Genomic DNA, 21990 nt, shown 5'->3' on the forward strand with positions numbered 1-21990 from the left:
TCGGGGTGACTGGCGAGCTTCAGCGCGCGCCCGTAGTTCTTCAGGGCGACGTGGATTCCAACCGCCTCGGTCTTCGCCGCCGTTGCGCCGAAGCTGGTCCCGTACACCTTCTCGTCTCGTCCGAGCCTCGCCGCTGCGGCGTGCGCCTGTGAGATGTAGTCAGCCTCGCGCGACGGGCGGTGCCGGCTCGGACGACCGGCAGCCGTCGAGATGCCCTCACTCGCGCATGTCCCGGCTCACAGTGGTGGCCGCTCGCGCGGCGCAGGCCCGCCATCCCCCCGGTCAGTCGCGGGAGTTGCCGAACAGGATCCGGTAGACGATCAGCAGCACCAGGGAGCCGCCGATCGCGGCGGCCCAGGTGGCGCCGTCGTAGAAGTCGCGGGAGATGGGGTGGTCCAGCCAGCGGGCCGAGATCCAGCCGCCGATGAACGCCCCCGCGATGCCGATGAGCGTGGTGCCGATGAAGCCGCCCGGGTCACGGCCCGGCAGCAGGAATTTCGCGATGGCTCCCGCCAGCAGCCCCAGAACGATCCATGCGATGACGCTCATTGCCCGACCTGCCCTTCCCGGCCGACGGTCTGCGCGGTCGCGGGTGCTCCGCGCGCTCGGGCCGTGCTGCTGCGAAGGACGCCACGACGGCGTCCCACGGTTGCCTGCCGGGCGGGAGCGGGCTGGTCAGCGGGTCGCGAAGGGCCGGTCGGTGGGCACGATCTCGCGGCCCAGCGGGAACAGCGAGACCGGGATCAGCTTGAAGTTCGCGATGCCGAACGGGATGCCGATGATGGTCACGCAGAGCATGGCGCCGGTGACGATGTGGCCGAGGGCCAGCCACCAGCCGGCCAGGACCAGCCAGAGGACGTTGCCGACGCAGGAGGGGGCGCCGGCGTCGCGGCGCTCGACCGTGGTGTATCCGAAGGGCCACAGGGCGAAGCGGCCGATGCGGAAGGCCGCTATGCCGAAGGGGATGCCGATCACGGTGATGCACAGCAGCACGCCCGCGAGAAGGTAGCCCAGGAACAGCCAGAGACCGCTGAGCAGCAGCCAGATGATGTTCAGGATCGTCTTCACCGGGTGCGACCTGCCATCTGCTCGAGCCGGGCGATGCGCTCCGCCATCGGCGGGTGCGTGGAGAACAGCTTCGACAGCCCCTGGCCCGGGCGGAACGGGTTGGCGATCATCATATGACTGGCGGTCTCGATCCGGGGCTCGGGCGGCAGCGGGAGCTGCCGGGTGCCGATCTCCAGCTTGCGCAGGGCGTTGGCCAGGGCCAGCGGGTCGCCGGTGAGGCGGGCGCCGGACGCGTCGGCCTCGTACTCCCGGGAACGGCTGATGGCCAGCTGGACGACGGAGGCCGCCAGCGGGCCCAGAAGCATGATCAGCAGTATGCCGAACAGGCCGGGTCCCTCGTCGTCGTCGGACCGGCCGATGGGGATCAGCCAGGCGAAGTTGACCAGGAACATGATCACGGAGGCCAGGGCGCCGGCGACGGAGGAGATCAGGATGTCGCGGTTGTAGACGTGGCTGAGCTCATGGCCGATGACGCCGCGCAGCTCGCGTTCGTCGAGGATGCGCAGGATGCCCTCGGTGCAGCACACGGCGGCGTTGCGCGGGTTGCGGCCGGTGGCGAAGGCGTTGGGTGCCTCGGTCGGGGAGATGTACAGGCGGGGCATCGGCTGGCGGGCCTGCGTGGACAGGTCGCGGACCATCCGGTACAGGCCCGGGGCCTCGAACTCGCTGACCGGGCGGGCCCGCATGGCGCGCAGGGCGAGCTTGTCGCTGTTCCAGTACGCGTACGCGTTGGTGGCCAGGGCGACCAGGACGGCGACGATCAGCCCGGTGCGGCCGAAGAAGCCGCCGATGACGATGATGAGGGCGGACAGTACCCCGAGGAGTACTGCGGTCCTGAGTCCGTTGTGCCGGCGGTGCACGGTACGCCCTCCAAGTGGTGCGGCAGGGGAACCCTTCGCTTGTGCGGGACACCTCTGGTGCCGTGACGTCCTCGCGCTGTCACGTCCAGTGGACCCTTTCGTTACTGGTCAACGCCAGGCGGTCGCCGCGGGTTCCCTGAGACAGGGGGCGGGGCGCGGGCCGTCCGGGTGAGCGTGCCGGGCGGACGGCCCGTGCGGGTGTGCGGGCGGGGCCGTGCGGGCCGTCGCCCGGGTGCTCGCGCCGCCGGCGCGCCGGTCTCTAGAAGAGGCTGCCGCCGGCGAAGCGGAGGACCAGCTGGGGGGCGCCGGACAGGGCGACGGCCAGGACCGCGGTCAGGGCGATCGCGGCGGTGAGGGGTGCGGGGACGCGCAGCCGTACGGGTTCGCCCTCGGGGGCGCGGAACAGCAGGGCCGTCCACTGCAGGTAGTAGTACAGGGCGACGACGACGTTGACGGCCATGACGACGGCGAGCCAGCCGAGGCCCGCGTCGACGGCGGCGGAGAACACGACGACCTTGGCGAACAGTCCGATCACGCCCGGTGGGAGCCCGGCCAGGCACAGCAGGAAGAACGCCAGGACCAGCGCGGTGAGGGGGCGGGAGGTGTACAGGCCGCGGTAGTCGGCGACGCGGTTGCGCGTGCGGCCGCGGCCGACGAGGGCGGCGACGGCGAAGGCGCCGAGGTTGACCGCCGCGTACATCAGGGCGTAGGCGACCGTGGAGCCGATGGAGGTCTGCGGGTCCCTGGCGTGGCCCGCGGCGGCGATCGGCACCAGCAGATAGCCGGCCTGGCCGACGGAGGACCAGGCCAGCAGACGGATCGCGCTGTGGGTGCGGGTGGGCTGCTGGTGCAGTGCGCCGACGTTGCCGACGGTCATGGTCAGCGCGGCGAGCACGGCGAGCGCGGGGCCCCAGGCGGCGGAGTAGCCGGGGAACGCGACGACGGTGACCAGGATCAGGCCGGTGAAGCCGACCGCCTTGCCGATGACCGACAGGTAGGCGGCGATCGGCAGGGGGGCGCCGGCGTAGGTGTCGGGCACCCAGAAGTGGAAGGGGGCGGCGGCGGTCTTGAAGGCGAAGCCGACAAGGGTGAGGACGACGCCGGTCTGGGTGAGAGTCTGCAGGCTGCCGTCGACGTGCTGGATGCGGGCGGCGATCTCGGTGAGGTGGAGGGTGCCGGTGGTGGCGTAGACGAAGCTGACGCCCATCAGGCTGACGGCGGTGGCGGTGACCGAGGACAGGAAGAACTTCAGGGCGGCGTCGGTGGACCTGGCATCGCCGTGCCGCAGGCCGACCAGGGCGAACGCGGGCAGGGAGGCGACCTCCAGGGCGACGATCAGGGTGGCCAGGTCGCGGGCGGCGGGCAGCAGGGCGGCTCCGGCAGCCGAGGACAGCAGCAGGAACCAGTACTCGCCCTCGGGCAGCCGGCCGCGGGCGTCGGTGAGGGCGGTGACCGACAGCAGGGCCGTCAGCAGCGCGCCGCCGAGCACCAGGAACTGGATGACGAGGGCGAAGTGGTCGGCGGTGTAGCTGCAGACGTGGGGGTGGCCGGGCACGCAGAAGGTGCCGCGGTCGCCGTGGCGCAGGGGCAGCAGCAACAGGGCGGAGGCGGCCAGGGCGGCGACGGCCACCCAGCCGAGGAGGGGCTTGCGTGCCCGGGGCAGGAACAGATCGGCGACGAGGACGGCCAGGGCGGCGAGCGCGGTGAGGGCGGGCGGCGCGACGGCGAGCCAGTCGACGGACTGGACCAGTGACGCGGCCGGCTGGGCCAGGGTGCTCATCGGGTGCCTCCTGCGAGGAACTGCTGCACGGCCGGGTCGGTCAGTCCCAGCAGGGCCTTGGGCCACAGCCCGGCGAGGACGGTGAGGACGACGAGCGGCGTCCAGGCCGCGAACTCGAAGCCGCGGACGTCGGGCAGCCGGGGGGTCTGCTCGGGTGCGGCGCCCATGCAGACGCGGCGGACCACGACGAGCAGGTACGCGGCGGTCAGCAGGGTGCCGAGGGCGCCGATGGCCATGAAGGTGACGAAGGCGGGCCGGCTCAGGCCGGCGGCCGGCCGGAACGCGCCGAACAGGGCGAGCATCTCGCCCCAGAATCCGGCCAGGCCGGGCAGCCCGAGGGAGGCGACGGCGCCGAAGGCGAGCAGGCCTCCCAGGCGCGGGGCGGTGCCGTACAGCGCGGCGCCGGTGTCCTTCGCGAGGGTGTCGAGGTCGGTGGTGCCGGTGCGCTCCTTCAGGCCGCCGACCAGGAAGAACAGCAGGCCGGTGATCAGGCCGTGGGCGATGTTGGCGAACAGGGCGCCGTTGACGCCGGTCGGGGTCATGGTGGCGATGCCGAGCAGGACGAAGCCCATGTGGCCGACGGAGGAGTAGGCGATGAGCCGTTTCAGGTCCCCTCGGGCGCCGCGCCGGGCGAGGGCGAGGCAGGCGAGGGATCCCCAGACGATGCCGACGACGGCGAACGCGGCGAGGGCGGGCGCGAAGGTGCGGAAGCCGTCCGGGGCGACCGGCAGGAGGATGCGGACGAAGCCGTAGGTTCCCATCTTCAGCAGGACCCCGGCGAGCAGGACGGAGCCGGTGGTCGGGGCGGCGGTGTGGGCGTCGGGCAGCCAGCTGTGCAGCGGCCACATCGGGGACTTGACCGCGAGGCCGATCCCGATCGCCAGAACGGCGACGACCTGCACGGATGTGGTCAGTGACCGGCCGTTGTCAGTGGCGAGTGCCACCATGTCGAACGTGCCCGCCTTGATGCCGACGAGAAGGAGGCCGAGCAGCATGACGACCGAGCCGAGCAGGGTGTAGAGGACGAACCGCCAGGCGGCGGCCCGGCGTCCCTCGCCGCCCCAGCGGGCGATGAGGAAGTACATCGGGACGAGCACCGTCTCGAAGGCGAGGAAGAACAGCACGAGGTCGAGGACGGCGAAGGTCGCGAGGGTGCCGGTCTCGAGCAGGAGCAGCAGGGCGACGTAGGCCTTCGGGGCGGGGCCCGCAGGGGGCTTGACGTAGGAGTACAGCGCGCAGAGGAAGGTCAGCAGCGCGGTCAGCACGACGAGGGGGAGCGAGATGCCGTCGATGCCGAGATGGATCCGCACATGGAGTGCGGGGATCCAGCTGATGTCGGTCGTGGCCTGCATCCTTGACGGGTGGTCGTGGTCGAAGCCCGCCGCGAGGGCGATCGCGGCGAGGAGCACGACGCCGGTCACGGTCACGCCGTGCCGGAGCACGGCCTGCTCGGGGGAGGTTCCCTTCAGTCCGGGCGGCGCGGGCAGCAGGGCGGCCAGCGCGCCCAGGAGCGGGGCGGCGACGACGAATGCCAGAAGGAACTGCATCACGGACTCGCTGATATCGATCACGCCTGCTCACGCTCCCGTGGCGACGAGGACGGCGGCGACCGCCAGGACGACGGTGCCGGCGAGCAGCGCACTCACATAGGTCTGCACATTGCCGGTCTGGGCGCGCCGGACGGCGGCCCCCAGCAGCCGGGGCAGGGCTCCCGCGCCGCGCACGTAGGTCTCCACCACCTCGCGGTCGAGGAACCGTACAAGGCTCGCGCCGGCCGTCACCGGGCGGACGAACGCGGCCCGGTAGAGGGCGTCGAGGTGGAAGCCGGCGGCGGCGTGGCGGTGCAGCGGGCCGAGCAGCAGCCGTCCGGGGTCGGCGGGGTCGGGTGCGGAGGCGATGTCGCCGTAGGCGGGTTCGTGACCGGCGACGGCCTCCGCCTCGACGAGGCCGGCGTCGGCCTGCGGGTGCGCGGCGACCGCGCCCAGGGGGGTGCGCGCGGCGCGTGCGGTGGTGTGCCGCCAGGCGCCGTAGGTGAGGACGCCGCCGGCCAGGGCCAGGCCGGTGCCGAGCACGGAGGTGGTCAGGGCGGGGGCGAGGCTGTCGCCGCCCAGCCAGTCGGGCAGGAGGCGGTAGGTCAGTCCGCCGAAGGCGAGGGAGGGCACGGCGAGCACCCACAGCACGGCGTTCATGGCCACCGGCTGCCGGCCGTGGCCGGGGGCGTCGGCGCCGCGGCCGTGGAAGGCGAGCAGCCACAGGCGCAGTGCGTAGGCGCCGGTGAGCAGCGCGGTGACCAGGCCGGCGACGAGCACGGTCCAGCCGGCCGCGGCGGGGACGTGGACGGTGTGGCCCATCGCGGCGTGCTCGGCGGCGGCCAGGACGGTCTCCTTGGAGAAGAAGCCGCTGAAGGGAGGGATCGCGGCGAGCGCGAGGAGCGCGACGGTCATCGTCCAGTAGGCGTCGGGGACGCGGTCGCGCAGGTTGCCCGTGCGGGACATCGCGGCCAGCGAGTTGGTGCCGGCGGCGTGGATGACCACGCCGGCGGCGAGGAAGAGCAGCGCCTTGAAGGCGCCGTGGGACAGGAGGTGGAAGACGGCGGCACCGCGGTCGCCGGCGGCGAGGGCACCGGTCATATAGCCGAGCTGGCTGATCGTCGAGTAGGCGAGGACGCGTTTGATGTCGTCCTGGGCGAGGGCGGCGAGCGCCGCTGAGGCCATGGTGACGGCGGCCATGACGGCGAGGACCGTCATCGCGGCCGCCGAGGCCTGGTAGACGGGCAGCAGCCGGGCGACGACGTAGACGCCGGCGGCGACCATCGTCGCGGCGTGGATCAGCGCGGAGACGGGCGTGGGGCCGGCCATCGCGTCGGGCAGCCAGCTGTGCAGGGGGAACTGCGCCGACTTGCCCGCCACGCCCGCGAGGAGCAGCAGGGCGGCGAGGGTCGGATGGTGCAGTCCGCCGCCGGCCACGGTGCCGAGGACGGTGGTGATGCGGAACGAGCCCGCGTCGCCGGCCAGCACGAACAGGCCGATGAGGAAGGGGACGTCGCCGAGCTTCGTGACCAGGAACGCCTTCAGGGAGGCGGCGCGGGCCTGGGGGGTCTCCCAGTAGTGGCCGACCAGGAAGTAGGAGCAGATGCCCATGACCTCCCAGCCGACCAGCAGCACGATCAGGTCGCCGGTGTAGACGACGAGCAGCATCGCGGAGGTGAACAGGGAGACCAGGGCGGCATAGGAGGGGTAGCGCGGGTCGTCGCGCAGGTAGCCCGTGGAGTAGATCTGCACGCAGGTCGCGACGACGCCGACGAGGACGGCGACGAGTGCGGCGGTGCCGTCGATGTGCAGGGCCAGGTCGACGGGGACCGAGCCGGTGGGGGTCAGCTGGGTGGCCGCGTCGAGGGCGGGGCCGCCGCCCTGCCCGGCGGCGACGAGCACCGCGAGGACGAGGGAGGCGAGCGTCGGCAGGACGGCCAGCGGGCGCACGAACCCGGGGGCGGTGCGGCCCAGCAGCAGCCCGGCGACGGCGCCGAGGAACGGCAGGAGGGGGACGAGGACGGCGTTGGTGGTCGTGGTCACGCGGTGGCCTCAGCCTTCTCGGCACCGGGCACGGTGCTGTCGGAGCCGGCGGAGTCGTCGGAGTCGTCACCGTGGCCCTCGGCGGCGTCGCGGAGCCGGTCGATGGCCGAGGTGCCGCGGTTGCGGTAGACGGCGAGGACGATCGCCAGGCCGATGCCGATCTCGGCGGCGGCGATGGCGATGGTGAACAGGGTCAGGGCCTGCCCGGAGTGCAGGGTGTCGCGGGCGGCCTTGCTGAGATACACGTCGAAGGCGACCAGGTTGAGATTGACCGCGTTGAGCATCAGCTCGACCGACATCAGGACCAGGATCGCGTTGCGACGGGCGAGGACGCCGTACAGGCCGGTGCAGAACAGCAGCGCGGACAGCACGGCGGGGTAGGCCAGGTGCATCAGTGCTTTCCCTCCTCGGCGGGCCGCTGCCCGTCGCGGGCCGCCCGGGCCTGCTGTGCGGCGCCGCCCGCCCGGGCCTGCTGTGCGGCGTCGGCCGCCTTCGCCCTGCGGGACAGCACGATCGCGCCGACCAGGGCGGCGAGCAGCAGGACGGACAGGGCCTCGAAGGGCAGCACCCAGTTCTGGAACAGGCCGGCCCCGGTGACCCTGGTGGAGCCGGCGGCCGGGCCGTCGAGGTCGATCCAGGTGGTGCGGAACGCGTCGACGACCACCCAGACCAGGGCGGCGGCCGCGGCGACGGCCACCAGCAGGGCGGCCCAGCGGTTGCCGGAGTCGGCGTCCGGGGAGCGGCCGATGGGGGCCTTGGTGAGCATCAGGCCGAACAGCAGCAGCACGACGACGGAACCGACGTAGATCAGCACCTGCATCCAGGCGATGAACTCGGCGGTCAGCAGCAGGTACTCGACGGCGAGGCCGCCGAGGGCGACCACCAGCCACAGCGCCGCGTGCACCAACTGGCGGGTGGTGACGGAGACGAGGGCGGCGCCGAAGGTGACCAGGCCGATCAGGAGGAAGGTGATCTCGACGCCCGTCGGCGACAGGAAGCCGTGCTCGGCGGCGGCCGCGGCGGACACGGCGGCGTGGGAGGGGGTCACGCGTCGCCCTCCCGCGGTGCCGCCGGCCCGTCCGGCGCGGCCGCCTGCCGGTCGGCGAGCTTTTCGGCACTCCTGCGGGCGGCGGTCAGCTCCTTCGGCTCCTCCGCGCCCTCGTCCAGGGCGGGCGGGGCCGGCACGGTCCACATCCACTCGCGCAGCTTGTCGCGCTCGTGGGTGAGGTCACGGATGTCGGTCTCGGCGTACTCGAACTCCGGCGACCAGAACAGCGCGTCGAAGGGGCAGACCTCGACGCAGATGCCGCAGTACATGCACAGCGAGAAGTCGATGGCGAAGCGGTCGAGGACGTTGCGGCTGCGCTCGCGGCCGCCGGGGGTCGCCGCCGGGACCGTCTCCTTGTGCGAGTCGATGTAGATGCACCAGTCCGGGCACTCACGGGCGCACAGCATGCAGACCGTGCAGTTCTCCTCGAACAGGCCGATGACCCCGCGGGTGCGGGGCGGCAGCTCGGGCTGGACGTCCGGGTACTGCTCGGTGACGGTCTTCTTCGTCATCGTGCGCAGGGTGACGGCCAGCCCCTTGGCGAGGCCGGAGCCGGGGAAGGAAGCGCGGGGCCGCCCGGAGGGCGTCGTTGCGGGGCGGTGGCCCGGCGAGGGGCGGGACACTAGGAGATCACCACCTTGACGATGCCGGTGAGGGCGATCTGGGCGAGGGAGAGCGGCACGAGGAGGGTCCAGGACAGCTTCTGCAGCTGGTCCTCGCGCAGCCGCGGGTAGCTGACGCGCAGCCAGATGACGACGAAGGCGAGCACGGCCGTCTTCAGCAGGGTCCACAGCCAGCCGAGGCCGTCGGCGCCCCACGGCCCGTGCCAGCCGCCCAGGAACAGGACGGTGGTCAGACCGCTCAGGACGACGATGCCGGCGTACTCGGCGAGCAGGAACAGGGCGAAGCGCAGGCCGGTGTACTCGGTGTACGCGCCGAAGATGATCTCCGAGTCGGCCACGGGCATGTCGAACGGCGGGCGTTGCAGTTCGGCGAGGCCGGCCACGAAGAAGACGAACGCGCCGACGATCTGCCAGGGCACCCACCACCAGTGGAAGGCGTCCAGGATGCCCACCAGCGACACCGTGCCGGCCGCCATGGCCACGGAGGCGGCGGCGAGCAGCATCGGCAGCTCGTAGGCGAGCAGCTGGGCGGCGGTGCGCAGACCGCCGAGCAGAGAAAACTTGTTGGCAGAGGCCCAGCCGGCCATGAGGGAGCCGAGGACGCCGACGCCCATCACCGCGAGCACGAAGAAGATGCCCGCGTCCAGGACCTGCCCGACCAGGCCCGAGCCCGGGCCGATGGGGACGGCGAGCAGCACCAGCAGGTACGGCAGCAGGGCCACGGCCGGGGCGAGCTGGAAGACACGGCGGTCCGCGCCCGCGGGCACCACGTCCTCCTTCTGCGCGAACTTCACGCCGTCCGCGACGAGCTGGGCCCAGCCGTGGAAGCCGCCGGCGTACATGGGGCCCAGGCGGCCCTGCATATGGGCCATCACCTTGTGCTCGGTCTGGCCGACGAGCAGCGGGAGGACGAGGAAGGCCACGAAGACGGCCAGGAGTCGCAGGGCGACGTCGGCCACGCCGTTCACTGCGTGTCTCCTTCCGGTGCTTCGGGTGCTTCGGGTGCCTCAGGGGCGGCGGGGGATTCGGGAGTCCTTTGGGCCTCGGCGGCCTCGGGGGCCGGGGAGGCGCCAGAGGTCTCGGGGGCCGGGGAGGCGCCAGAGGTCTCGGGGGCCGGGGATCCCTGAGAGGCGTCGGGCTGCGGTCGCTCCTCGGGCTGCGGCTGCTGCCGCTCCTCGGGCTGCGGCTGCGTCCGCTTCTCGGGCTGCGGCTGCGGGTGGCCCTCGGGCTGCGGCCGCGGGCGTTCCCCGGGCTCCGGACGCCGCTGCGGCTCCGGTTCGTCGAAGGCGGGGCGGGCGTGGTGCCAGGGGGCGTCCGGGCTGCGGGGCGCACGGCTCGCCGGCGGCTGGGCGGCCGCCGCCCGCTGGGACGCCGACCCCTCGGAGGCACTGCGCATCCGGCGCGGCCCCGCCGTACCGGAGGCACCGCCGGCCCGCTGGGATGCCGACCCCTCCGACGCGCTGCGCATCCGGCGCGGCCCCGCCGTACCGGAGGCACCGCCGGCCCGCTGTGACGCCGACCCCTCCGACGCACTGCGCATCCGGCGCAGGCGTGCCGTGGGCGCGGCGGGCGGCTGTGCGCCCGGTTCGTGGGCCACGGATGCCCCGCCGGCCGGGCCCTCCCCCGCCGGTGCGCCCGGCGCGGTCTGGCTCGCCGATCCCTCGGAGGCCTTCCGCATCCGGCGCGGCCGGGTGGCGCCGGTGGTGTCCTGCGGCTCCCCCGCCGTGGTCTCCGCCGCCCCGGCGGCCTCGGTCCCGGCCGCCGTGCGGCGGCGCACCGGGCCGCCCGCGCGCCCCGCGGCCCGCGCGCCGCGGACCGGGGCGGCCGGGAGCTGTCCCTTGAGGGGTCCCCACTCGCTGGGGTCGGGGACGCCGGGGGGCAGCATCTGGCGGCGCCGGGGTCCGCCGTGGTCCGACTCGCCCGGTTCCTTGGCGCCGGGCCAGGTCTTGGCGACCCGCGCGGCCAGCACGAAGTCCTTGCGCAGCGGGTGGCCTTCGAAGTTCTCCGGCAGCAGCAGATGCTCCAGGTTGGGGTGGCCGGTGAAGCCGACCCCGAACATCTCGTGGGTCTCCCGCTCGTGCCAGGCGGCACCCGGGTAGACACCGACCGCGCTGGGCAGGACGGGCTCCTCGTGCGGGACCGTGGTGCGCAGCAGCAGCCGACGCACCGGGGCCAGGGCGGCGACATGGGCACAGACGCGCAGGCCCAGGCCCGGTTCGTCGACCGCGCTGAGCCAGTCGAAGTAGGTGCAGCCCAGCTCGTCGCGGGCGGTGCGCAGGGCGGTGAGCCACGCGGTCGAGGGCACGTCCACCGTGAGGACCTCGTAGGACTCCTCGGCCGTGGCCTCGGGTCCGAACAGGTTCTCGGCGGGCGCGGGCAGCCAGCCGGCCCCGCTCATCGCGCGCTCCCCTCGCCCGAGGGGCCGGTGCCGCCCGGCCGGCCGGAGCCGTCCGCGGCCCGGTCGCCCTCCGCGGCCCGGTCGTCGTCCGCGGCCCGTCGCTCGCGCGCGGCCTGGGGCGCCGGAGGCTTCACCAGGTCGCTCTGCAGCGCCGCCACCGAGGCGCGGGCGGGTGCGGCGTAGCGCTCGCCCAGCGACTCGCGGGCGATCTTCTCCTGGAGCTTGAGGATGCCCTGGAGCAGCGCCTCGGGGCGCGGCGGGCAGCCGGGGACGTAGACGTCGACCGGGATGATCTGGTCGACGCCCTTGGTCACGGAGTACGAGTCCCAGTACGGGCCGCCGCAGTTGGAGCAGGCGCCGAAGGAGATGACGTACTTCGGCTCGGGCATCTGCTCGTACAGGCGCTTGACCGCCGGGGCCATCTTGTCGGTGACGGTGCCGGACACCACCATCAGGTCGGCCTGGCGCGGTCCGGGCGCGAACGGGATGACGCCGAGGCGGATGAAGTCGTGCCGGGACATCGACGCGGCGATGAACTCGATCGCGCAGCAGGCGAGACCGAAGTTGAACACCCACAGCGAGTAGCGGCGGCCCCAGTTCAGGACGACCTTCATCGGTTCGGGGGCGAGCCGGGACAGGGCGCCCAGGCGCTTGGGCCCGGGGAGCGGTACGGGGCCGGCGGCCGGCGGAGTCGAGGCGTTCACGTCCATGCCAGGACTCCCTTCTTGTAGGCGTAGAGCAGGCCCACGGCGAGGAAGCCGAGGAAGAGGAACATCTCCACCAGCGTCGCCGCACCGTAGCCGGGGGCGGCGAAGACGGTCGCCCAGGGAAACAGGAAGACCGAGTCCACCGCGAAGATCACGTAGAGGAAGGCGTACACGTAGTAGCGGACCTGGGTGTGGGCCCAGCCCTCGCCGACGGGGTCGACGCCGCACTCGTAGGTCAGCAGTTTCTCGGGGGTGGGCACCACCGGGCGCAGCAGCCGGCCCGCGCCGAAGGCGACCGCGACGAACAGCACGCCCACGACCGCGAGCAGCCCGACGACCGAGTAGGCGTGGAAGTAGTCGGCCGCGACGACGGTCGACTCCCGCACCGTGTCCGGCAACGTCTCAGGCACCGTCCCTCGCTCCCTGGTCTCGTGCTGTCGCGTGTTCCGTACGGATGTACGGACGGATGCGCACCGTGTGTACGCACGGGAGTCTAGGCCCTGATAAAGAGAGGGTAAGCGGCCCCGTCACCCGGGGACGAGGCGGCCGCGCAGGTGAGACCAACGGGTCCACGCATGTGCGACCAGAGGGTCCACGCACGGGCGGCCAGAGGCTCCACGCATGGGCGGCGAGGTGGGGTTTTCCCCCGCTTGCCGGGGCGGTCGGCCTCATGGCGCCCCGGCCCGCCGCGCGGCACGCTGAGCCCTATGACCGCACGCACCCCTGTGGCCGGCCGTTCCGCCGCCGGCACCGAGGACACCGACCGCGACCGGCTGCCACCGCCCGGTTTCGCCTTCCCGGCGGCCACCTGGAAGGAGATCGCCCATCTGCTGACGAACCTGCCGGTGTCGGCGGTCGGGTTCGTCTATGTGCTGACCATGCTGAGCGTCGGCGCCGGCATGGCCGTCACGGTGGTCGGGCTGCCGCTGCTCGCGGCCGGACTGCTGGGCCAGCGGCAGCTGGGCAGGCTGGAGCGGCTGCGGGTCCGGGCGCTGCTCGGGGTGCGGATCGACGAGCCGAGCCCGCTGCCGCTGCTGCGCGGCGGGGGCGGGCTGAGCGGGATGTGGATGGCGCTGAAGGACCCGGTGGCCTGGCGCGGCGCGCTGTACGACGTCATCCGGTTCCCGTGGGGCGTCGTCACCTTCTCGGTCGTTGTCACCTCGCTGTTCGTGCTGTGGCCGGTGCTGCCGTTCCTGGCGCGGGGCATGGCGAACGTGGACCGGGCGATGGCGCGGGCGCTGCTGTCGCCCTCCGACGAGCTGGAGCGGCGGATCGCCGAACTGGAGTCCGACCGGGGGGTGGTGGTGGACGCGGCCGCCGCCGACCTGCGGCGCATCGAACGCGATCTGCACGACGGGGCGCAGGCCCGCCTGGTCAACCTGGCGATGGGGCTGGGCCTGGCCAAGGAGAAGCTGCTGGAGGATCCCGACGCCGCCGCCGCGATGGTGGAGGAGGCGCACGGCGAGGTGAAGCTGGCCCTGCAGGAGCTGCGGGATCTGGCCCGGGGCATCCATCCGGCCGTGCTGACCGACCGGGGCCTGGACGCGGCCCTGTCGTCGGTGGCCTCCCGGTGCACGGTGCCGGTGAAGGTGACCGTCGACCTGGACACGCGTCCGGCGGAGGCCGTCGAGGGCATCGCCTATTTCACGGTGTCCGAGCTGCTGCAGAACGTCAGCAAGCACAGCGGGGCGTCGCAGGCGTCGGTGGACGTGTGGCGGTCCGGGGACCGGCTGATGCTGCAGGTCGTGGACGACGGCCGGGGCGGGGCCCGGCCGGACGCCGGTTCGGGTCTGCGCGGGCTGGCGGAGCGGCTGGACGCCGTGGACGGGCTGTTCGTCGTGGACTCCCCCGAGGGCGGCCCGACGACGGTCACGGCGGAGCTGCCCTGGCGGGACCGCGGCGGCGCCCCGGCCCGGCGGGCGGGGGGCTCGCGCCGCCGCTGAGGTGGGGGAAACCCCCGGTGCGAGACGCCGACGCGCTCCATGGTCCGGCGGCCCGTCCCCGAGGAGCCTGGAGACACGGCCGGAACCGCAGGAGTACGCGCACGACGAGGGGAACGGGACGACGCCGATGACCATCTACGACCGATCACCCCACGCAGCGCCGCACGCGCCGGGCACCGGCGCCCGCGGCCACGGACACGCGCACGGACCCGGCTTCGCGCCGGACCGGCGCCACCGGCTGCCGGCGGCGCTGCGGGCCCCGGTCGAGGGCCGCCACTGGCGCGAGCTGGCGTATGTGCTGCTCAGCCTGCCGGTCGCCGTCACGCTGTTCACCTACGCCGTGACGATGGTGTCGCTGGGGGCCGGCCTGCTGGTGACGTTCCTGGGCATCCCGGTGCTGGCGGCGGCGCTGGCGGGCTGCCGCGGGTTCGGCGTGCTGGAGCGGGTGCGGGCCCGGGCGCTGCTGGGCTGCGAGGTGGCCGACCCCGAGCCGGTGCGGCCGCGCACCGGCAACGGCCCGCTGGCCTGGACGGGGGCGGTGCTGCGCAGCGGCGCCTCCTGGCGGGCGCTGCTGTACGCGCTGGCGCAGTTCCCGTGGGCGGTGTTCTCGTTCTGCGTCGCGGTGACCTTCTGGGCGACCGGCTGGTCGCTGCTGACGTACCCGCTGTGGTTCTGGGCCTTCCCGGTGTGGGGCGGGCAGGGCGGCATCCAGCTCTACGGGGACGAGCAGCACGCGTTCTACCTGGACGGCCCCTTCGAGATCGCCGTGACGGCGCTGGTGGGCCTGCTGGTCACGCTGGCCACCCCGTGGGTCGTGCGGGCGCTGACGACGGTGGACCGGCTGCTGGTGCACGGGCTGCTCGGCCCGTCGCGGCTGTCAGCACGGGTGTCGGAGCTGGAGTCGGACCGCGGGGTCGTTGTCGACACGGCCGCCGCCGACCTGCGGCGCATCGAACGCGATCTGCACGACGGGGCGCAGGCCCGCCTGGTCAACCTGGCGATGGGGCTGGGCCTGGCCAAGGAGAAGCTGGCGGAGGATCCGCAGGCGGCGGCGCGCATGGTGGAGGAGGCGCACGGCGAGGTGAAGACCGCGCTGCAGGAGCTGCGGGACCTGGCCCGCGGCATCCACCCGGCCGTGCTGACCGACCGGGGCCTGGACGCCGCCCTGTCGTCGGTGGCCTCCCGGTGCACGGTGCCGGTGCGGGTGGATGTGGACCTGCCGGAGCGGCCCGCCCCGGCCATCGAGGGGATCGCCTACTTCACGGTGTCGGAGCTGCTGCAGAACGTCAGCAAGCACAGCCGGGCCCGGTCGGCGTCGGTGGAGGTGTGGCGGTCCGAGGACCGGCTGATGCTGCAGGTCACGGACGACGGTGTGGGCGGCGCCGAGATGTCCGCCGGGTCGGGTCTGCGCGGGCTGGCCGAGCGGCTGGACGCGGTGGACGGGGTCCTGGTGGTGGACTCGCCGCCCGGCGGGCCCACCCGGGTGACCGCGGAGCTGCCCTGGCGGCGCTGACGGCGCACGAAACGACCGGTGGTGGCCTGCGGGCCGCGGTGTCACGGCCGCGGCCCGCAGGCCTGCGGACGTACGGGCGCCTCCGGTGCCGCGGGCTTCGTCCGGCGCGACATGCCGTCGTGACGATGCTGGGATGCTGGACGGTGCCGCCGCCGTCCCGAGCGGCGTACCGGCGGCCGTGGGAGCGAAGCAGCGAGCACATGGGGGCCGAGAAGCGTGGAGGACAGGGTGCGGGTGGTCATCGCCGAGGACTCGGTGCTGCTCAGGGAGGGGCTGACCCGGCTGCTCACGGACCGCGGGCACGAGGTGGTGGCGGGCGTCGGGGACGCTGAGGCGCTGGTGGCCACCATCACCGGGCTGCATCGCGAGGGGAAGCTGCCCGATGTCGTGGTGGTGGACGTGCGGATGCCGCCGACGCACACCGACGAGGGGGTGCGGGCGGCGGTACGGCTGCGCAAGGTGCACCCGGACCTCGGTGTGCTGGTGCTGTCGCAGTACGTGGAGGAGCGGTACGCCACGGAGCTGCTGGCGGGCTCCAGCCGCGGAGTCGGCTATCTGCTCAAGGACCGGGTGGCCGACGTGCGGGAGTTCACGGACGCGGTGGTGCGGGTGGCGCGCGGCGGGACGGCGCTGGACCCGGAGGTGGTCGCCCAGCTGCTCGGGCGCAGCCGCAGACAGGACGTGCTGGCCGCGCTGACCCCGCGCGAGCGGGAGGTGCTGGGCCTGATGGCCGAGGGCCGGACCAACTCGGCGATCGCCCGGCAGCTGGTGGTCAGCGACGGCGCGGTGGAGAAGCACGTCAGCAACATCTTCATGAAGCTCGGCCTGGCACCGAGTGACGGGGATCACCGGCGTGTTCTGGCCGTCCTCACTTATCTGAACTCCTGATCCGTCGACACTGTGTCAGTAACGGCGCGTCGCGCCGGCCACGGGCGCACCGCGGGTGCGCGCATCCGGGCTGCCGTGCGGCGGGCCGGACACCGGGCGGGGCGCGGCGCCGGCCACCGGGCACGCCCCGGGCGCACGCAGGGGCACGGGGAGGTTCAGGATCACGAGGGAGGTGTGCGGGGCCGGGCGCGGGCGGGACGCCCGCCACGGCAGGAGGAAGCGGGACGGACAGCAAGGACACCGGACCGTCTCACAACTGCGTCCACCATGCGAACGGCAGGCGGATGGCGATCCGGACGGTCGTAGGGTTGAAGCCGGGAAAGGTCTTCGGGGAAGGCCGCTCCCCCACAGCCGCCTCGAAGGAGGTCCAGTTCAGTGACCAGCCAGGTCAGCAGTCCAGCGGAGCAGGCCGACGGAGCCGTCGCGGGAGAGCAGCGCAGGGCGGGGACGAAGGACGTCCGCCGCCTGAACCGGGTGATCATCCGGTTCGCGGGTGACTCGGGTGACGGTATGCAGCTCACCGGCGACCGTTTCACCTCCGAGACCGCGTCCTTCGGCAACGACCTGTCGACGCTGCCGAACTTCCCCGCCGAGATCCGCGCCCCCGCAGGGACCCTGCCGGGCGTGTCCTCGTTCCAGCTGCACTTCGCCGACCACGACATCCTCACCCCGGGTGACGCGCCGAACGTGCTGGTGGCCATGAACCCGGCGGCGCTGAAGGCGAACATCGGCGATCTGCCGCGCGGTGCGGAGATCATCGTCAACACCGACGAGTTCACCAAGCGCGCCATGCAGAAGGTCGGCTACGACACCTCCCCGCTGGAGGACGGCTCGCTCGACGGGTACAACCTGCACCCGGTGCCGCTGACCACGCTGACGGTGGAGGCGCTGAAGGAGTTCGACCTGTCCCGCAAGGAGGCCGAGCGCAGCAAGAACATGTTCGCGCTGGGCCTGCTGAGCTGGATGTACCACCGGCCCACCGAGGGCACCGAGAGGTTCCTGCGGACCAAGTTCGCCAGGAAGCCCGAGATCATGAAGGCGAACATCGCCGCGTTCCGGGCCGGCTGGAACTTCGGCGAGACCACGGAGGACTTCGCGGTCTCCTACGAGGTCGCCCCGGCGGCCGAGGCGTTCCCCGTCGGCACCTACCGCAACATCTCCGGCAACCTCGCCCTGGCGTACGGGCTGATCGCCGCCGCCCACCAGGCGGACCTGCCGCTGTTCCTGGGCTCGTACCCGATCACCCCGGCCTCGGACATCCTGCACGAGCTGAGCCGGCACAAGAACTTCGGTGTGCGCACCTTCCAGGCCGAGGACGAGATCGCCGGCATCGGTGCCGCGCTCGGCGCCGCCTTCGGCGGCTCGCTGGCCGTGACCACGACGTCCGGCCCGGGTGTGGCGCTCAAGAGCGAGACGATCGGCCTGGCCGTGGCGCTGGAGCTGCCGCTGGTGATCGTGGACATCCAGCGCGGCGGCCCGTCGACCGGTCTGCCGACCAAGACCGAGCAGGCGGACCTGCTGCAGGCCATGTACGGCCGCAACGGCGAGGCCCCGGTCCCGGTGGTCGCCCCGCGCACCCCGGCGGACTGCTTCGACGCCGCCCTGGACGCGGCCCGGATCGCGCTGACCTATCGCACCCCGGTGTTCCTGCTGTCCGACGGCTACCTCGCCAACGGCTCCGAGCCGTGGCGCATCCCCGAGCTGGACGAGCTGCCCGACCTGAGGGTGCGGTTCGCGCAGAGCCCCAACCACACCCTCGCCGACGGCACCGAGGTCTTCTGGCCGTACAAGCGCGACCCCAAGACCCTCGCCCGCCCGTGGGCCGTCCCCGGCACCCCGGGCCTGGAGCACCGCATCGGCGGCATCGAGAAGCAGGACGGCACGGGCAACATCTCCTACGACCCGGCCAACCACGACTTCATGGTCCGCACCCGCCAGGCCAAGGTCGACGGCATCGAGGTCGCGGACGTGGAGGTCGACGACCCGGACCAGGCGCGCACGCTGGTGCTGGGCTGGGGCTCGACGTACGGGCCGATCACGGCGGCCGTGCGGCGGCTGCGCGCCGAGGGCCTGCCCGTCGCCCAGGCGCACCTGCGCCACCTCAATCCCTTCCCGAAGAACCTGGGGGCGGTGCTCGAGCGGTACGAGCGCGTGGTGATCCCCGAGATGAACCTCGGCCAGCTCGCCACCCTCATCCGCGCCACGTACCTGGTGGACGCCCACAGCTACAACCAGGTCAACGGCATGCCGTTCAAGGCCGAACAGCTCGCCACCGCTCTCAAGGAGGCCATCGATGGCTGAGACGTCCACGCAGGGCGCGGTCGAGGCGCTGTCCCTGGTGCCGAAGGCCGAGGCCCGGCAGACCATGAAGGACTTCAAGTCCGACCAGGAGGTGCGCTGGTGCCCGGGCTGCGGTGACTACGCGATCCTCGCCGCCGTCCAGGGCTTCCTGCCGGAGCTGGGGCTGGCGAAGGAGAACATCGTCTTCGTCTCCGGCATCGGCTGCTCCTCGCGCTTCCCGTACTACATGAACACCTACGGGATGCACTCCATCCACGGCCGCGCCCCGGCCATCGCCACCGGCCTGGCGACCTCGCGGCGGGATTTGAGCGTGTGGGTGGTCACCGGTGACGGCGACGCGCTGTCCATCGGCGGCAACCACCTCATCCACGCGCTGCGCCGCAACGTCAACCTGAAGATCCTGCTGTTCAACAACCGGATCTACGGCCTGACCAAGGGCCAGTACTCGCCGACCTCCGAGCTGGGCAAGATCACCAAGTCGACGCCGATGGGCTCGCTGGACGCGCCCTTCAACCCGGTGTCGCTGGCGATCGGCGCGGAGGCGTCCTTCGTGGCCCGCACCATCGACTCGGACCGCAAGCACCTCACCGAGGTGCTGCGGCAGGCGGCCGCCCACCCGGGCACCGCGCTGGTGGAGATCTACCAGAACTGCAACATCTTCAACGACGGCGCCTTCGAGGTCCTCAAGGACAAGCAGCAGTCCCAGGAGGCGCTGATCCGCCTGGAGCACGGGCAGCCGATCCGCTTCGGTGCCGACGGCAGCCGCGGTGTGGTGCGCGACCCGGCCACCGGCGATCTGCAGGTGGTGGACGTGACGCCGGAGAACGAGGCCGACATCCTCGTCCACGACGCCCACGCCGCCTCCCCGACCACGGCGTTCGCCCTGTCCCGGCTCGCCGACCCGGACACCCTGCACCACACGCCCATCGGTGTGTTCCGGTCGGTCGAGCGGCCGGTGTACGACACGCTGATGGCGGACCAGCTGGACACCGCGGTCGAGCAGCGCGGCAAGGGCGACCTGGCCGCCCTGCTGGCCGGCGGCGACACCTGGACCGTCGTCGGCTGACGAGGGCGCACGGCAGAGCCGGACGAGCTCGCAAGGCCCGGGACCGTTTGTCCCGGGCCTTCGCGCGTACCGGGACGGTACGGCGAGGGCGAGCGGAGACAGCCGGGAGACAGGGCACTGTCTCTTGGTTAGCGCTTCCCGTAGGGTCGGTGTCGACACCTACGGAACCGTCACGGAGATCCCCATGAGCATCGTCGTCACCGGAGCGACCGGACGCCTCGGCCGCCACGTCGTGGACCACCTGCTGCAGAAGGTACCGGCCGAGCAGATCACGGCCGTGGCGCGCACCCCGGAGAAGGCCGCCGGCCTCGCGAGCCGCGGCGTCCGCATCGCGGTGGCCGACTACGACGCGCCGCAGACCTTCGAGGGCCTCTTCGCGCCCGGTGACCGGGTGCTGCTGATCTCCGGCAGCGAGGTCGGCAAGGACCGGGTGCGGCAGCACCGGACCGTCATCGAGGCCGCCGCGGCGGCCGGGGTCGCCCAGCTCGCCTACACCAGCGCGCCCGGCAGCCTCACGGCCGCCCTCGCCGACGACCACCGCGCCACCGAGGAGGTGCTGCGGGCCTCCGGACTGCCGTGGACGCTGCTGCGCAACGGCTGGTACCACGAGAACTACACGGAGAACCTGGGCCCGGTGCTGGAGCGCCGCGCCGTCGTCGCGGCGGCCGGCGAGGGCCGGGTGTCCTCCGCCTCCCGCGCCGACTACGCGGCCGCCGCGGCCGCCGTCCTGACCGGCGAGGGACACGAGAACCGGACCTTTGAGCTGGGCGGCGACACCGCGTGGAGCTTCGCCGAGTACGCGGCCGAGCTGAGCCGCGTGACCGGCGAGGAGATCGTCTACAAGGCCGTCACGCCGCAGCAGCTCACCGGCATCCTGACCGGCGCGGGCCTGCCCGAGCAGGCGGCCGCGGTCTTCGCCGGCGTGGACGCCTCGATCGCCAAGGGCGAGCTGGAGATCACCTCCGGTGACCTCTCCCGCCTCATCGGCCGCCCGACCACCCCGCTCTCCGACGCGGTCGCCGCCGCACTGAAGGCCTGAGCCGGCCCTCGGGCCGTGTCCGCCACCGCACCGGCGCCCCGGCGGCACCGCGCCTGTCATGACCGTATACCGGTACGGACATGACAGGCGCGGCGCTCGGCGCTACCTTCGTGGAGGCATGTCACGACGTGTAGGAGGGCCCGTGGGCGGGACATCAAAGGGTGAGCAGCGCATAGGCCTGCTGAACGGCATCGCGGCGTACGGGATGTGGGGGCTGTTCCCCCTCTTCTTCCCCCTGCTGGAGCCCGCCGGCGCCGGTGAGGTCCTCGCCCACCGGATGGTGTGGTCCTTCGTCGTCGTGGCCGTCGTGCTGCTGTTCATCCGCCGCTGGCGGTGGGCCGGGGAGCTGCTGCGGCAGCCGCGCCGGCTGGGGCTCGTCGCGGTGGCCGCGGCCGTGATCAGCGTCAACTGGGGCGTCTACATCTGGGCCGTGAACAGCGGGCACGTCGTCGAGGCCTCCCTCGGCTACTTCATCAACCCGCTCGTCACCATCGCCATGGGCGTGCTCCTGCTCAAGGAGCGGCTGCGGCCGGTGCAGTGGGCCGCGGTCGGCGTCGGCCTGGCCGCCGTCGCGGTCCTGACCGTCGGCTACGGCCGTCCGCCGTGGATCTCCCTCGTCCTCGCCCTGTCCTTCGCCACCTACGGGCTGATGAAGAAGAAGGTCAACCTCGGCGGCGTGGAGTCCCTGGCCTCCGAGACCGCGATCCAGTTCCTCCCGGCCCTCGGCTACCTGCTGTGGCTGGGTGCGCACGGCGACTCGACGTTCACCACCGAGGGCTGGGGCCACACCGCTCTGCTCGCCACGACCGGCGTGGTCACCGCCCTGCCCCTGGTCTGCTTCGGCGCCGCCGCGATCCGGGTGCCGCTGTCCACGCTCGGCCTGCTGCAGTACCTCGCCCCGGTGTTCCAGTTCCTGTGCGGGATCCTGTACTTCCACGAGTCCATGCCCGCCGAGCGCTGGGCCGGGTTCGGCCTGGTGTGGATCGCGCTGATGACGCTGACCTGGGACGGGCTGCGCACGGCACGCCGGACCGCCCAGCGGCGGGACGCCCTCGCCCGGGCCGCGGCGGCGTCCACGTCCACCGAGGCGGTGGCTTCCGGTCCGGCGCGGGCGGCACAGCCGGCGGCCGCGCCGGTCGAGGCCCAGCAGGGGCCGGAGGCCTGACCGCCTCCGCCTGAACCGT

At 73.0% G+C, this 21990-nt stretch carries 20 protein-coding genes and 1 pseudogene; 7 read left to right on the top strand and 14 right to left on the bottom strand.

Features of this window, described 5'->3' with window-relative positions; translation table 11 throughout:
• The 14 genes and pseudogenes from IE286_RS27255 to IE286_RS18295 all read right to left on the bottom strand — a co-directional run.
• A pseudogene (locus IE286_RS27255) lies at positions 1-167 on the bottom strand (transcriptional regulator); the annotation flags it as partial.
• A 115-nt stretch (positions 168-282) separates the two neighbouring features.
• Positions 283-549 (bottom strand): GlsB/YeaQ/YmgE family stress response membrane protein, encoded by a 267-nt coding sequence (locus IE286_RS18235; RefSeq protein WP_189797828.1) that lies wholly within the window; start codon positions 547-549, stop codon positions 283-285.
• A gap of 126 nt (positions 550-675) precedes the next feature.
• Positions 676-1068 carry a YccF domain-containing protein gene (locus tag IE286_RS18240; RefSeq protein WP_189797829.1) on the bottom strand — a complete coding sequence of 131 codons (393 nt, stop codon included), beginning with the start codon at positions 1066-1068 and terminating at the stop codon, positions 676-678.
• Positions 1065-1928 (bottom strand): zinc metalloprotease HtpX, encoded by an 864-nt coding sequence (gene htpX, locus IE286_RS18245; protein ID WP_189797830.1) that lies wholly within the window; start codon positions 1926-1928, stop codon positions 1065-1067. Before htpX ends, IE286_RS18240 begins: the two co-directional genes overlap by 4 nt.
• Before the next feature lie 259 nt (positions 1929-2187).
• Positions 2188-3708, bottom strand: a complete 1521-nt coding sequence (locus IE286_RS18250; protein ID WP_189797831.1) for an NADH-quinone oxidoreductase subunit N — start codon at positions 3706-3708, stop codon at positions 2188-2190.
• Complete coding sequence (locus IE286_RS18255) at positions 3705-5279, bottom strand: complex I subunit 4 family protein (RefSeq protein WP_189797832.1); 1575 nt, start codon at positions 5277-5279, stop codon at positions 3705-3707. The genes IE286_RS18250 and IE286_RS18255 overlap by 4 nt, the downstream gene beginning before the upstream one ends.
• Positions 5280-5285: 6 nt before the next feature.
• The gene (locus IE286_RS18260) at positions 5286-7280 is read right to left on the bottom strand and encodes an NADH-quinone oxidoreductase subunit 5 family protein (protein ID WP_189797833.1); all 1995 of its coding nucleotides are present in this window, start codon (positions 7278-7280) and stop codon (positions 5286-5288) included.
• Positions 7277-7672: an NADH-quinone oxidoreductase subunit NuoK gene (gene nuoK / locus IE286_RS18265; RefSeq protein WP_189797834.1), complete on the bottom strand. Its 396-nt coding sequence runs from the start codon at positions 7670-7672 to the stop codon at positions 7277-7279. Before nuoK ends, IE286_RS18260 begins: the two co-directional genes overlap by 4 nt.
• Entirely contained in the window at positions 7672-8328 is a 657-nt protein-coding gene (locus IE286_RS18270; RefSeq protein WP_229863091.1) for an NADH-quinone oxidoreductase subunit J family protein, read from the bottom strand. Before IE286_RS18270 ends, nuoK begins: the two co-directional genes overlap by 1 nt.
• Positions 8325-8840 (bottom strand): 4Fe-4S binding protein, encoded by a 516-nt coding sequence (locus IE286_RS18275; protein ID WP_189797835.1) that lies wholly within the window; start codon positions 8838-8840, stop codon positions 8325-8327. The genes IE286_RS18270 and IE286_RS18275 overlap by 4 nt, the downstream gene beginning before the upstream one ends.
• 110 nt (positions 8841-8950) lie before the next feature.
• A complete protein-coding gene (locus IE286_RS18280; RefSeq protein WP_189797836.1) occupies positions 8951-9919 on the bottom strand; it encodes a complex I subunit 1/NuoH family protein in 969 nt (322 codons plus the stop codon).
• Entirely contained in the window at positions 9916-11349 is a 1434-nt protein-coding gene (locus IE286_RS18285) for an NADH-quinone oxidoreductase subunit C (protein WP_189797837.1), read from the bottom strand. The genes IE286_RS18280 and IE286_RS18285 overlap by 4 nt, the downstream gene beginning before the upstream one ends.
• Entirely contained in the window at positions 11346-12059 is a 714-nt protein-coding gene (locus IE286_RS18290; RefSeq protein ID WP_189797838.1) for an NADH-quinone oxidoreductase subunit B, read from the bottom strand. The genes IE286_RS18285 and IE286_RS18290 overlap by 4 nt, the downstream gene beginning before the upstream one ends.
• A complete protein-coding gene (locus IE286_RS18295; RefSeq protein ID WP_189797927.1) occupies positions 12050-12442 on the bottom strand; it encodes an NADH-quinone oxidoreductase subunit A in 393 nt (130 codons plus the stop codon). Before IE286_RS18295 ends, IE286_RS18290 begins: the two co-directional genes overlap by 10 nt.
• Before the next feature lie 321 nt (positions 12443-12763).
• Between IE286_RS18295 and IE286_RS18300 the strand changes: the two genes are divergently transcribed.
• The 7 genes from IE286_RS18300 (at position 12764) to rarD (ending at position 21971) form a co-directional block, all read left to right on the top strand.
• Positions 12764-13999, top strand: coding sequence for a sensor histidine kinase (locus tag IE286_RS18300; protein ID WP_189797839.1), 1236 nt, complete (start codon positions 12764-12766; stop codon positions 13997-13999).
• Between the two features lie 127 nt (positions 14000-14126).
• Entirely contained in the window at positions 14127-15512 is a 1386-nt protein-coding gene (locus tag IE286_RS18305; RefSeq protein WP_189797840.1) for a sensor histidine kinase, read from the top strand.
• Between the two features lie 228 nt (positions 15513-15740).
• Positions 15741-16400 (top strand): response regulator transcription factor, encoded by a 660-nt coding sequence (locus tag IE286_RS18310; protein WP_308115070.1) that lies wholly within the window; start codon positions 15741-15743, stop codon positions 16398-16400.
• Between the two features lie 375 nt (positions 16401-16775).
• Entirely contained in the window at positions 16776-18701 is a 1926-nt protein-coding gene (locus IE286_RS18315) for a 2-oxoacid:acceptor oxidoreductase subunit alpha (protein ID WP_189797842.1), read from the top strand.
• A complete protein-coding gene (locus IE286_RS18320; protein ID WP_189797843.1) occupies positions 18694-19767 on the top strand; it encodes a 2-oxoacid:ferredoxin oxidoreductase subunit beta in 1074 nt (357 codons plus the stop codon). Before IE286_RS18315 ends, IE286_RS18320 begins: the two co-directional genes overlap by 8 nt.
• Before the next feature lie 184 nt (positions 19768-19951).
• Positions 19952-20806, top strand: coding sequence for an NAD(P)H-binding protein (locus tag IE286_RS18325; RefSeq protein ID WP_189797844.1), 855 nt, complete (start codon positions 19952-19954; stop codon positions 20804-20806).
• 142 nt (positions 20807-20948) lie between these two features.
• Positions 20949-21971 (top strand): EamA family transporter RarD, encoded by a 1023-nt coding sequence (rarD, locus tag IE286_RS18330; RefSeq protein WP_189797845.1) that lies wholly within the window; start codon positions 20949-20951, stop codon positions 21969-21971.
• Positions 21972-21990: the final 19 nt, after the last annotated feature.

The organism is Streptomyces thermodiastaticus, assembly GCF_014656135.1.
GTDB classification, from domain to species: Bacteria; Actinomycetota; Actinomycetes; order Streptomycetales; family Streptomycetaceae; genus Streptomyces; species Streptomyces thermodiastaticus.

Excerpts from the sequence above, each read along its gene's own strand:
- IE286_RS18275 (WP_189797835.1), bottom strand. The coding sequence starts at position 8,840 with ATGACGAAGAAGACCGTCACCGAGCAGTACCCGGACGTCCAGCCCGAG.
- IE286_RS18290 (WP_189797838.1), bottom strand. The coding sequence starts at position 12,059 with ATGGACGTGAACGCCTCGACTCCGCCGGCCGCCGGCCCCGTACCGCTC.
- IE286_RS18235 (WP_189797828.1), bottom strand. The coding sequence starts at position 549 with ATGAGCGTCATCGCATGGATCGTTCTGGGGCTGCTGGCGGGAGCCATC.
- IE286_RS18325 (WP_189797844.1), top strand. The coding sequence starts at position 19,952 with ATGAGCATCGTCGTCACCGGAGCGACCGGACGCCTCGGCCGCCACGTC.
- IE286_RS18285 (WP_189797837.1), bottom strand. The coding sequence starts at position 11,349 with ATGAGCGGGGCCGGCTGGCTGCCCGCGCCCGCCGAGAACCTGTTCGGA.
- IE286_RS18305 (WP_189797840.1), top strand. The coding sequence starts at position 14,127 with ATGACCATCTACGACCGATCACCCCACGCAGCGCCGCACGCGCCGGGC.
- IE286_RS18300 (WP_189797839.1), top strand. The coding sequence starts at position 12,764 with ATGACCGCACGCACCCCTGTGGCCGGCCGTTCCGCCGCCGGCACCGAG.
- IE286_RS18320 (WP_189797843.1), top strand. The coding sequence starts at position 18,694 with ATGGCTGAGACGTCCACGCAGGGCGCGGTCGAGGCGCTGTCCCTGGTG.
- nuoK (WP_189797834.1), bottom strand. The coding sequence starts at position 7,672 with ATGCACCTGGCCTACCCCGCCGTGCTGTCCGCGCTGCTGTTCTGCACC.
- IE286_RS18250 (WP_189797831.1), bottom strand. The coding sequence starts at position 3,708 with ATGAGCACCCTGGCCCAGCCGGCCGCGTCACTGGTCCAGTCCGTCGAC.